The organism is Flavobacteriales bacterium (assembly GCA_013214975.1).
Classification (GTDB): domain Bacteria; phylum Bacteroidota; class Bacteroidia; order DT-38; family DT-38; genus DT-38.
Map to the genome: position 1 here is coordinate 1 of JABSPR010000031.1, position 12,287 is coordinate 12,287.

The 12,287-nt window shown below is 37.0% G+C and carries 9 protein-coding genes and 1 tRNA gene; 5 read left to right on the plus strand and 5 right to left on the minus strand.

Annotated elements, in window-relative coordinates; all coding sequences use genetic code 11:
- The 5 genes from HRT72_02295 to metG form a co-directional block, all read right to left on the minus strand.
- Positions 1-2,159 (minus strand): hypothetical protein (locus HRT72_02295; protein NQY66541.1); only part of this gene is annotated, 2,159 nt, incomplete at its 3' end.
- 560 nt (positions 2,160-2,719) lie between these two features.
- The gene (locus HRT72_02300) at positions 2,720-3,289 is read right to left on the minus strand and encodes a hypothetical protein (GenBank protein ID NQY66542.1); all 570 of its coding nucleotides are present in this window, start codon (positions 3,287-3,289) and stop codon (positions 2,720-2,722) included.
- 124 nt (positions 3,290-3,413) lie between these two features.
- Complete coding sequence (locus tag HRT72_02305) at positions 3,414-3,764, minus strand: four helix bundle protein (protein ID NQY66543.1); 351 nt, start codon at positions 3,762-3,764, stop codon at positions 3,414-3,416.
- A 201-nt stretch (positions 3,765-3,965) separates the two neighbouring features.
- Positions 3,966-4,037 (minus strand) — tRNA-Arg (locus HRT72_02310).
- 43 nt (positions 4,038-4,080) lie between these two features.
- Positions 4,081-6,165 carry a methionine--tRNA ligase gene (gene metG, locus HRT72_02315; protein ID NQY66544.1) on the minus strand — a complete coding sequence of 695 codons (2,085 nt, stop codon included), beginning with the start codon at positions 6,163-6,165 and terminating at the stop codon, positions 4,081-4,083.
- Between the two features lie 53 nt (positions 6,166-6,218).
- Between metG and HRT72_02320 the strand changes: the two genes are divergently transcribed.
- From HRT72_02320 to HRT72_02340, 5 genes are all read left to right on the plus strand, one after another.
- On the plus strand, positions 6,219-7,115 hold the full coding sequence (locus HRT72_02320) for an LD-carboxypeptidase (GenBank protein NQY66545.1): 897 nt from the start codon (positions 6,219-6,221) through the stop codon (positions 7,113-7,115).
- A 1-nt stretch (position 7,116) separates the two neighbouring features.
- The gene (locus HRT72_02325; GenBank protein NQY66546.1) at positions 7,117-7,479 is read left to right on the plus strand and encodes a YraN family protein; all 363 of its coding nucleotides are present in this window, start codon (positions 7,117-7,119) and stop codon (positions 7,477-7,479) included.
- Between the two features lie 3 nt (positions 7,480-7,482).
- The gene (locus HRT72_02330) at positions 7,483-8,478 is read left to right on the plus strand and encodes an rRNA pseudouridine synthase (protein NQY66547.1); all 996 of its coding nucleotides are present in this window, start codon (positions 7,483-7,485) and stop codon (positions 8,476-8,478) included.
- Positions 8,479-8,492: 14 nt separating this feature from the next.
- Positions 8,493-11,060: a hypothetical protein gene (locus HRT72_02335; GenBank protein NQY66548.1), complete on the plus strand. Its 2,568-nt coding sequence runs from the start codon at positions 8,493-8,495 to the stop codon at positions 11,058-11,060.
- Positions 11,061-11,122: 62 nt separating this feature from the next.
- Positions 11,123-12,271: a HAMP domain-containing histidine kinase gene (locus HRT72_02340; GenBank protein NQY66549.1), complete on the plus strand. Its 1,149-nt coding sequence runs from the start codon at positions 11,123-11,125 to the stop codon at positions 12,269-12,271.
- Positions 12,272-12,287: the final 16 nt, after the last annotated feature.

Sequence of the window (12,287 nt, forward strand, 5' to 3'; positions counted from 1 at the left end):
CTAGGATCACCTCCCCATGTACTTGCCTCCATACCTCCATTGATCACCTCTCCATAAAAACCATTACTCCATATGAAAGTATAATGATCTGATGGGAATATGTTAACAGAAGGTAACCAAAACAATTCGCTACCTGAACATACATCGGGAACTGATGGCAAAGTAATTTGACCTACTGGAGGACTAATTACACCTACTGATAAAGTAGCGGTATAAGTATCTGTGTTACAAGCTCCTGTTTCAGAATTGGTAACAGTTACGGTTAAGTCAGTTTGTCCATCTATCGTTGGACTAGGATCACCTCCCCATGTACTTGCCTGCATACCTCCATTGATCACCTCTCCATAATATCCATTACTCCAAATGAAAGTATAATGATCTGATGAGAATATGTTAACAGAAGGTAACCAAAACAATTCGCTACCTGAACATACAGCGGCAACTGATGGCAGAGTAATTTGATCTAAAATTAACGAGACTTCACCTGTAGATTCACATCCGTGCTCATCCGTTACGACCACCGTCCAAGTTCCAGGTTCATCTCCAGGTACTTCAAGTTGTCCTGTATTGTTAACACCTAACTGTCCAGGATTGGGATGGTTTGTAGTACCACTATAATTGTCCCAAGTATACGAAACAGCATCATCACTAATGGTTAAGTCTCCACCAGTAAGATTTGGGAATAATATATTACCACTTTGAGAACAAAGAGTTTGGTCGGTCAAATTTAATATAGGCGCAACATTTGCTTCTATTGTAAATGGTTCCGTTAAAACACATGCCTCACCAACGTTGGCAACTAGATAATAATCACCGGGAGCTAAATTGCTCGCACCCATTCCTCCGCCTACTAACTCATCAGCAGCATTGAAAAATTCGAATGAAGAAACGCTTAGACCCTCAGGATTATTTAAATTTGGAGAGGCACTGCCATCATCTGTACCTGTACAAGAAGCCTGATAATTTACATCTAATGTTGCATATTCAATTTCTACCTCAACAGACTTTGTGTGAGAACATCCGTTTGGACCAGCAACAGTTACAGTATATATTCCGCTTTCTGTAATAGCGCTATTACCGATACTTGTATTTGTGTTGCTTGCATCTTCAGAAAGTCCATTACCATCTACCAAACCACCAAAACTTGGAGTGTTATTCCATTCGAATGTGTATTCTTCAAATGGAGTAATCTCTTCCCAAGGAAGCTCAACATCTTCACCTGTGCAAACTGTAATAACTGGTACTACATCTGGAGACACTTTAGTAAATCGAAAGTTATCTGTAAATACCTCATACTCAAAATGTTTATCTTCAGCTTCTCCATTGTAACCATCTTTTAATTGATTGTATAGAAGAATTGTATTATACGGATTGTGGTCATCTTCTGGAACTGTAATAAATAATTCAAGCTGAGACCAATTTATAACATCAGGATCATTACCAAAAGGCACCTTCACTTGAACCTCGGTTTTATCCCAAGAGAGATAACCTGTAGGAACTGGAGCCGATCCAATGACTGCTTGCGTAGCTGCAGTCGCTGAAAAATACGCATCCGGCTGTATTTCTTGTTGCTGAGGTAAATCATTGCCTCGTCGTATTCCAGCATCAAATTCTAATTTATATGTTGCTCCTGCCTCTAATGGCATGCATATTTTAGTAAAAAGTGAAGATCGTATAAGTCCTGGACCACATGAATACGAGAATCCCTGTCTAAGCATTCGATGGTTATCACCTGTAGAATACGGATTCAAAAATGGACTAAACATTGATAGGGGTTCTCGCTCCACGCTATATGCAAAAGACTCAGGACCTATACCTGGTATGTCAGCTGATACTACACTGATTTTTCGGTAATGTGCACACCAATTATCAGCGATACTATAACCATCAGCATTATTGTTACAATTTAACATTGAATTATATGGTTGTGCTGTATTCTCCCATTCGGTACCATCCATCCCTACCTCAACATCTCCATTACAGAAGTAATTATCTGGGTCTGTCAATGGAAATGAACAACTTGTCATTGTGGATACCTGTGCAAATGTTGTATTACTCAATGATAACATCATTAGAAAGCAACTCAGTGTAACTAAATTTGTTCTTAGCCCAAAGAAATATGTATTATCCCTATAACTCGCCTTGTTTCTTGTTCTCATATGCTTATTTAATGATATTTGTATTTGTATATTAACCCGTCCTAAATGAAAATCGGGCTTCTTAAAATATATCCATAAGAACATACTAAACCCTAGGGTAGGTCGTTATTTTTTTTTAAAAAAACCAAGCCCCTAGGTATGTATCTGAAATTACGGCAATTACATATATGAATAATTTAGATTTGTCGCTATTAGCAATTTATACTTTTGACAAACTGATAATTATTTAAAACCGAACATGAGATGAGAGTTTTGAGATGAAATAAAGTACTAGTGTCCATTACTTGCAACTACATAAATGTATAAAACTTCAGTGTGAGTTGAAGCTTGATATACTAATTCTGAAGCAAGAGTTCCAGTGTGAGTTTTGAGGGACAGTGCTCTCACACTCGTCCCTCGCACTCGGCACTGTAATCGTGCCCCCAACAAGCAGTTTATCGAACTTATTTATGAAGGATTTGAAGTTGCTTTGGGAGTTGAAAGAGGATATTGAGTTGGTTTAGTAGTTATTTATAACAATCATGTTTGACAAATCATTACTATACGGTTCTATTCACTTGCTATTCAATCGACATCCAGAAGGTAAGTCTACTTTCTCCACTGTATAGTTTAATATTCACAGTCTCTCCAGTTGATTGAGAATATTTTGATTGTATAGTCCACTGTGGGTTCTTAAAATCCCCTCCATACAGCACTAATTGAGGTTTCCAGTTTTCTAACCCCTGTTTCAAGCCCTCTTCCCTAGCCAGATAAATTGCTCGGTCCTTCCCAATTGCTAAATTGCATGTGCTGTCTCCGACGTTACACTTGTCTATGAATTCTTTATCAATTATTGTAATCTGAGAATCAACATCGAAAGTCATTGTTTTGAAAAAAATTATAATAGTATTTCTCCCTTCATCATTTTTTGATTCTTTGGTTTCGTAGAGTACCATACTAAGCGTATGGTGATAAATACCAGCATAATTTAACTTTTCTTCTACATATTCACTCCCCAAAATAAAATTGATATATTTCATTGCATGATTACGATAGGTAGAATCCCTTCTGATTTGGTGCCTATTTTGAGAATAGCCTTCAAAACATGAAAACGTAATTAAAAACATTATAACAACTATACCATTTTTCATATCAATTAATGTACTCCTATTTACTTAGAGTACCCCTTCTTCATCAAATAGCCCTAACACAAATAATTCAAAAGTTCAATAATCCTTTAGGGGTTAAAAACAAAAGCCCTGAAACTCAACAGTATCAAGGCTTACTTAAATTACGAATTAGAGCAAACAACATCTTTGACAACTCTTCTAAAACCTTGTAGAACGTATCAAAAGTATGCTTGTCTATCAATTCTAAATCTTGGAGGTAATCGAAAACAGCGACACACTCGAATGCTGAACCACGAGATATAACATAGAAATTACGTTTATCAGGTTTTGTAAATCTCCCTGTTCCTTCTGCAATGTTTAGCATAATACTAAAGGATGCCCTTCGTAATTGATCATGTGTAACCCTGTCCACTTTGGAATCTCGGAGAAACTTTGTAACGGATTTATTGTATTCTTTGGCTTTAATATAGACTTCTAGTCTTTCGAAATCGAACATGAAATGAGAGTTTGAGATGAAAATAAAATGTAAGTGCTCGTTACTTACGAAAGGTAAATGTATAAAAATTCAGTTTGAGCTTCTCCTTCGCAACCAATCTTGTGGCGGGGAAGTTTGAGTGTGAGGGAGAGAATTGAGGGAAAACAGCTTTTCGTGCAAGTTTCTCGCTCACACTCGAAACTCACACTCAAAACTGTTTTGTGCCCCCTCCAAGAATCGAACTTGGAGCAAAAGTTTAGGAAACTTCTATTTTATCCATTAAACTAAGGGGGCAGTATTTTCCTTCTTCGTTCTAACTACGAAGGACGAAGCAAAATTATCCTATCTGAGCACCATTATCAACCTCCACATAAGGAGAGATTAACTTCAGACTACCGTCTGCATTTTCGGCACTTAATATCATTCCTTGAGAAACAACTCCTCTAATTTTACGAGGAGCCAAATTCATTAAAACGCTTACTTGTTTACCAACCAAATCTTCTGGAGCGTAATGTTCTGCGATTCCAGAAACAACAATGCGCTGATCAATACCTGTATCCAATAAGAACTTCAAAAGCTTATCTGCCTTTTCAACTTTTTCGCATTCCAAAACTGTTGCAACACGGATATCCATTTTCATGAAATCATCAAACGCAACTTCAGGTTTAATCTCCGATTTCTCTATCGACTTTTCTTCCATTGCTTCTTCTTTAGCTTTAGCATCTTCCATCGCTTTGTTCTCTATTTTAATGTCTTCTAATCTTTTCATTTGAGCTTCAATCTCTTCATCCTCAATCTTAGGGAATAGAATTTCTGCTTTGTTGATTTGGTGGCTGCCTGGAAGCAAATCCGAATCTCCTGCATCAGCCCAAACTTTATTTTCTAAGCCTAAAAGATTATTCATCTTAGCGGCAGATTCTGGTAAGAAGGGTTCCAATACAACCGCCAAACTTGCACTAATCTGAAGTGCAATATTCATGATTGTTTTTACCTTCTCTTCATCTTCCTTAACCAACTTCCATGGCTCTGTGTCGGCCAAATACTTATTACCTAAACGGGCTAAACTGATAACTTCAAAGAGGGCTTCTTTGAATCTATACTTTTCAATCTTCTCACCAATAATACTTGGGAACTTAGCCAACTGATCCAAAACATCTTGGTCTTGCTGATTTAATTCTCCTCTTTCTGGAACTTTACCCTCGTAATATTTGTGAGTTAGCACAACTGCTCGGTTTAAGAAATTTCCTAAAACAGCTACGAGCTCATTGTTGTTTTTTGCCTGAAAATCTTTCCAGGTAAAATCGTTGTCTTTTGCTTCCGGAGCATTTGCACAAAGCACATATCGTAAAATATCGCCTTTGCCAACAAAGTCTTTCAAATACTCTGGCAACCATACTGCCCAGTTTCTAGAAGTAGAAATCTTGTTGTTCTCTAAATTCAAGAACTCATTAGCAGGTACATTTTCTGGAAGTATGTAATCTCCTTGTGCCATTAACATGGCTGGGAAAATAATGGTATGAAATACAATGTTGTCTTTGCCTATAAAGTGAACCAACTTCGAATCCTCATCTTGCCAGTAAGTTTTCCAATCTTTTCCAGCTTCGTTTGCCCATTCTTTCGAAGCACTTATATATCCTATCGGTGCATCGAACCAAACGTATAGAACTTTACCATCTGCTCCCTCAACAGGAACTTTTACTCCCCAATTCAAATCTCTTGTAACGGCTCTCGGTCTAAGTCCAGAATCTAACCACGATTTACATTGTCCGTAAACATTAGGTTTCCAATCTCCTTTATGGCCGTCAATCCATTTTTCTAACTCGGGCTGCATCTTATCTAAAGGCAAATACCAATGCTTGGTATTCTTCAAGATAGGAACCGCCCCACTTAATGCCGACTTCGGATTAATCAATTCTTTTGGACTTAACGAAGAACCACAACTTTCGCATTGATCCCCATATGCTCCTTCCGATTTACAATTCGGACATGTACCCGTAATGTATCTATCTGCTAAAAACTGGTTGTTCGCCTCATCATAATATTGTTCGCTTTCTTGTTCAATGAAAACTCCTTTATTATATAAGTCAGTGAAAAACTCAGAAGATGTTTCATGATGTAATGGAGCAGATGTTCTTGAATAAACATCAAACGAAATATTGAAATCCTTGAAAGTTTGCTTGATACTATTATGATATCTATCCACTACATCTTGAGGAGTAATACCTTCTTTTTTTGCTTTAATAGTGATTGGAACACCATGCTCATCCGAGCCTCCGATAAACAAAACGTCCTCTCCTTTCGAACGTAAATAGCGCGCATAAATGTCTGCCGGCAAATAAACACCAGCCATATGCCCTATGTGCACTTCGCCATTTGCATATGGAAGTGCAGAAGTAATCGTATATCTTGAAAATTTCTTCATCTATTTTTAGATGTATTGTATCTTCGCCAAAGATAATAAACGTCAACGTAATCGTGATTAAACCAGCCTATTTAAAAGAAGGAGACAAAATTGGTATTGTTTCTACTGCCAGAAAGATCTCTAAAGAGGAATTAAAGCCTTGTATTGAGCACCTTAAATCGTGGGGGCTAAAAGTTATTTTAGGTAAACACATCTACGATATCGAAAACCAAATGGCCGGTACAGACGAAGCTAGAGCGGAGGACATGCAAACAATGCTCGACGATCCAAACATCCGAGCCATCATGTGTGCTAGAGGTGGATATGGAACCGTTCGAATTATAGACAAACTTTACTTCAGTAGCTTTAAAAAAAGCCCTAAATGGATTATTGGTTTTAGTGACGTTACCGCTTTACATACATCTATTCATAACAGAGGATACGAAACAATACATGGTGCAATGGCCATCAACTTTTATAAGGATAAAGATCCGCGTATGGCGATTTCTACTTTGCGAAAAGCATTATTCAACGCTCCACTTGCTCATACAGCAGATGCTCATCCAATGAATAGGAAAGGAAAAGCAAAAGGACAAGTTGTAGGAGGCAACCTTTCTATTATATATAGTATGATGGGGTCCGAATCTCAAATGAGAACAGATGGAAAGATTCTTTTCTTAGAAGATTTAGACGAATACATGTACCACATCGATCGAATGATCATGAATTTAAAACGAAGTGGCATGCTCAATAAGATATCAGGTTTAGTTGTAGGTGGCATGACGGATATGAATGACAATGCGATTGCATTCGGACGAAACGTGCAAGAGATAATATTAGACGCCGTTAAGAATTATGACTACCCAGTTTGTTTCGATTTTCCTGCCGGACATATCGATGATAACCGAGCCTTAATAATGGGTGCCGAAGCGGAACTTATTGTAGATGATAAAGTAGAACTGATATTCTAAAGTGGCAAAGCACTACGACCTTGGGATACAAGGAGAAAAAGTTGCACTCGCAGAATTAGAAAAGAATGGATACGAGATATTAGAAACGAATTGGAGATATGATAAAGCGGAGATTGATATAATTGCCACGAAAGATAATTTTCTGGTAATTGCAGAAGTAAAAACAAGAAGTAGTATTAATTATGGTTCACCTTCGGAGGCCGTAAATATTACTAAAGAAAATAATTTGATAAAGGCTACAGAAGCTTATATCAACGAAAAAGATTTAGACATGGAATGCCGATTCGACATTATTTCGGTAATAATTGATGGTGAAAAAATCACTCTAGAACATCTAGAAGGTGCTTTCACCCCTACATTTTAAGTTATGGCAAAAAGAGAAACCGGTAAGAGAGATAGCAAACCTAGTAGAGGTGGTGATAGAGATAAAGGTAAATCGTTCGGATCTAAAAAGAGCGATCGTAAATCGAGCGGACCACGAGTTGGAAAAACACGCGGACCAGATAAACCAAAAGAGCAAAAATCGGATAGCGATAGAAGAAGCGAAGCTCCTATGGGCAAAAAAGTTTTTGGTACCAAATTAAAATGGACACGCCAAGATGATAAAACCAAAGAACGTAATCCAAAGCCAAAAAGAATTCAAGCAAAAGACGATCGCATTAGACTTAATAAAGTAGTAGCCAATACAGGATTATGCTCAAGAAGAGAAGCAGACAAACTTATTGAAATGGGATTGATTTCTGTAAATGGAGTTGTAGTTAAGGAGTTGGGAACGAAAGTTAGCGTTGACGATAGAATTCAGCATGAGAGCAAAGTTATCGCTCAAGAAAAAATGGTCTATCTCTTGTTGAATAAACCAAAAGATTTTATCACGACTACTTCCGATACGCATGACAGAAAAACAGTAATGGATTTGGTTGGTAACGCTTGTAAAGAACGAATTTATCCTGTAGGTAGATTAGACAGAGCAACAACTGGTTTACTCTTATTTACCAACGATGGTGATCTAGCTAAGAAATTAACTCACCCAAGTTATAGTGTCAAAAAAATCTATCATGTACAGTTAGAAACAAATGTTAAAATCGCCGATGTAAGAAAACTAATGGCAGGTGTTCACTTAGAAGATGGCGTTGTTCAGGCAGATGATGCCAGTCATGTTGAAGGCGGAAAAAAGAATGAAATAGGAATAACACTTCACTCCGGTAAAAACAGAGTAGTGAGAAGAATGATGGAAGCCTTAGGATACAACGTTGTTAGATTAGATCGTGTTACCTTTGCAGGATTAACCAAGAAAGATCTTTCAAGAAGTAAATACCGCTTCCTTACTCCAGAAGAAATCGTTTTTCTAAAACGCGTAAAATAGTATCAAAATAAGTAATGAGGGCTGTTAAAAACATATTCACTTTTTTCTTCATCCTTGCTCTTTGCTTTGTGTCGTTCGCTCTTGTTGTCGAGTATTATTATGGCGATGAGATTAAAGCCAAACTAATTACATCGCTTGGAAAAAAGCTTAACACAAGAGTTGATGTAAAAGATGCTACCTTTTCTTTATTGAAAAAATTTCCAAACGCTACGCTCGAACTTACCGATGTGATGGTGGAAGAAACACTTATCAAACTGCAGGGCGACAAGGATACTTTGCTCTTCGCAGAAAGACTTTTCTTACAGTTTAATGTAATCGATATCTACACAAAAAACTACAACGTCAACAACATCGAAATAGCAGATGGGTTCATCCTCTTGCATATCGACAAAGACGGAGAGTCTAACTACAATTTTTGGAAAATGGCGGAAGATAGCCTCGACCTTAAAAAGAATGTTCAGGTCAATTTAGAAGACCTTGTATTGGACAACATAGATATCCGATACATCAGTGAGCCCAACAGACAAGATTTCTTTTTCTCCGTTGATCAAGCACACATGGAAGGTGAGATAGCCAGGAAAAACTATCTCCTGAATATTTCAGCGAAACTCGACGTTGAATGGTTGAAAATTGGGACCATAAATTATGTAAATAAAAAAAACGCAGAGCTAGAGCTTGTACTTCAAGTTGCAGGTCCACAATACACCATTAATGATGGTCATGTTCAAATAGCAAACGTGGCATTTAACACCGACGGGATTGTCACTTATACAAGTGATAACACCGTTTTAGATTTAAAAATAGACGGCAAAGATCTCGACATTCAATCCGTTGTTTCTATTCTACCAAAAGAATATTCGAATACTATAAAAGAATACCATAGTAGTGGAAAAATTTATTTTAACTCCGTCGTTAAAGGAGTAATGAGTACTCGAATAGATCCTTTAGTTACCGCTAATTTTGGTATATCAGACGGTACTATTTCCAGACTTGGCACTCCCCAAGAACTAGAGAAAGTAAACCTAAAAGGAACTTTTACCAATGGAGATAGGCACTCTATTAGATCAAGTACCTTAAATCTGACAGACTGTAGTTTTAAAATTGGAAATGGAAATCTGAAAGGGAATATTAGGCTCCAAAATTTAAAATACCCACGAATTAAAGCAGAGCTAATCGGTGAAATTGAAATGGTAAAAGCCAAGGAATTTCTAGGTTTAGATACACTTAAAGTTGCTAATGGACTTATTAATATAAATGGAATACTTAGTGGAAGAATAGTCGATAATCCAAATGGAGATGGATTAAAGATGATCAACATTAAGACCGAAGGAACTCTGGATGCTAAAGATGTGGCGATTCGAATGGTTGGCGGCAAAGATCTCTTTAAAGACATCAATGGGAAGTTTATCTTTAAGAACAACGACCTTCTAGTCGATAACCTTCAATTTAAACTAGCAGATAGCGACTTTGAATTAAAAGGCTTCTTTAGGAACATGGCCCAATATGTTTTAGATAAAAATGCAAAGCTTACCATCAAGGCAGATCTTCACTCCCATATAATTGACCTCAACTATTTATTAAAGAATCAAAAATCGGAAAGTGATACTAGCTATGGTCTAAATCTTCCTCCCACAGTTAACTTAGAGCTAAACCTTAAGGTCGACTCTATCTTTTTCAGAAGGTTTCATGCACAAAACCTAAACGGAAAAGTAGTAATGAAGAATAGGATTATAGATGCAAATCCAATATCCCTTAAAACCATGGGAGGTGATATTACTTTAAATGGCCACCTAGATGGAAGAAACCCAAATGCATTAATTACCACATGCGATGCCGTTATTCAAGAAATAGACATCAGCCAACTATTTTACCAATGCGAAAACTTTAAGCAGACTACTTTGACGAATAAAAATTTAAAGGGGTTGGGTACGGCAGACATTCAATTTGTAGGTCTTTGGGATTCAGAATTAAATCTTGACATGGATAGAGCAACTGCAGAAAGCAATATTCGAATCGACGATGGAGAGTTAATTAATTATGCACCAATGTTAGAATTATCAGACTATATAGATGTAAATGAGTTGAAGCACATCAAGTTTTCGAGGATGGAGAATCACATTCAAGTTAGAAACCAAAACGTTCACATACCTAAAACCCACATTAAATGTACTGCGATGCATCTCAACCTAGAAGGAGATCATACTTTCGATAATCACATTGATTATAGGTTTAATGTAGAACTTGATGAACTGCTCTCTAAGAAATTCAAAAGCAAAAAAGGCGATACCGATTACCACGAATACGACGATGGAACTAGAAAAGGAATTACCATTTATATAACTATGCAAGGAACAGTGGATGAACCTATCATCAAGCAAGACAAAACTGCTACTCTTAAGAAAATTGCAAAAGACATAATCGAAGAAAAGATTGGCTTTAAACAATTGCTAAAAGACGAATTCAACATATTTAAAAAGGATACTACACTCACATATCCTGAAGAGAAAAAAGAAGAACCACGCGATACAAAAGACGATGGTTGGGACATGGATTTTGATGCCGAAGAGGAATTGGAAGATTAGAAGTATCTGAGATACTTTAAATTAATACACTTCGTTAACTCGAAAACCAAAAATAATACTGCTTGAATTTATATTATAAAAAGCTTCAATGGAAACTCCTTTTGCTCGTTACCGCTATTCTAATAGGCGTAGCTTCTTTATGGTATACCAACGAATTTGTAACTAAGCTAGCCGACGAAGAAAGAAGAAAAGTAGAGCTCTGGGCAAAGGCAACAAAAGAACTTGCCAGCATAGACATCAACGACAGCTCACGCGATTTCAATATGGCCATTGAAATTATTTCGAGCAATGAAACAGTTCCTATAATACTTGTTGACGAAAATGACAAGATAGTTTCACATCGAAACTTAGACAGTTCAAAAACCGATGATCCAATATATTTAGCCAATCAATTGGCAATTATGAAGGCCCATCACGCGCCCATTTCAATACTAATTACAGAAAACTATAGTCAGAATTTATTTTACAAGAAATCTACGCTGTTAGTACGATTACAGTATTATCCAATACTTCAACTCGTAATAATTTCACTCTTTATTATTATCTCCTATTTGGCTTTTAGTTCGTCTAGAAAAGCCGAGCAAAACTATGTTTGGGTTGGTATGGCCAAAGAAACCGCACACCAATTGGGCACTCCTCTCTCTTCTCTCCTTGCTTGGTTCGAAATTCTTAAAGAACAAGGCGCAGACAAGGAAACACTTAAAGAAATTAAACAAGATGTTAGTAGATTAGAAACAATAACAGAACGATTTTCAAAAATTGGTGCTACACCAAAATTAGAACCGCATGATGTAAAAACTGTTATTTCAAAAACGGTAGACTATCTCGCAAAACGAGTGTCAAACAAAGTGTCGTTTTCGATAGACTCTGACGAGCAAAATATAAGCGCAAACTTAAATGCACCCCTGTTCGAATGGGTATTGGAAAATCTTATCCGAAATGCCGTGGATGCTATGAAGGGGGCCGGATCTATCCATATTGACATCTCAAAAAATAAAGAAAAAGTTATTATTGATTTGAGAGATAATGGCTCAGGTATTTCCCGAGCTAAACAAAAAACCGTCTTCAATCCAGGATATACAACCAAACAAAAAGGCTGGGGACTGGGTTTATCGCTTACCAAACGTATTATCGAAAACTACCACCAAGGTAGTATTTGTGTACTAAGCTCTGATAATGAAGGCACTACCTTTAGGATAATTCTTAATTGAATTCCTATTCCCCAAA

Coding starts and splice junctions, on each gene's coding strand:
- HRT72_02300 (NQY66542.1), bottom strand. CDS start 3,289: ATGAAAAATGGTATAGTTGTTATAATGTTTTTAATTACGTTTTCATGT.
- HRT72_02305 (NQY66543.1), bottom strand. CDS start 3,764: ATGTTCGATTTCGAAAGACTAGAAGTCTATATTAAAGCCAAAGAATAC.
- metG (NQY66544.1), bottom strand. CDS start 6,165: ATGAAGAAATTTTCAAGATATACGATTACTTCTGCACTTCCATATGCA.
- HRT72_02330 (NQY66547.1), top strand. CDS start 7,483: ATGGCAAAAAGAGAAACCGGTAAGAGAGATAGCAAACCTAGTAGAGGT.
- HRT72_02335 (NQY66548.1), top strand. CDS start 8,493: ATGAGGGCTGTTAAAAACATATTCACTTTTTTCTTCATCCTTGCTCTT.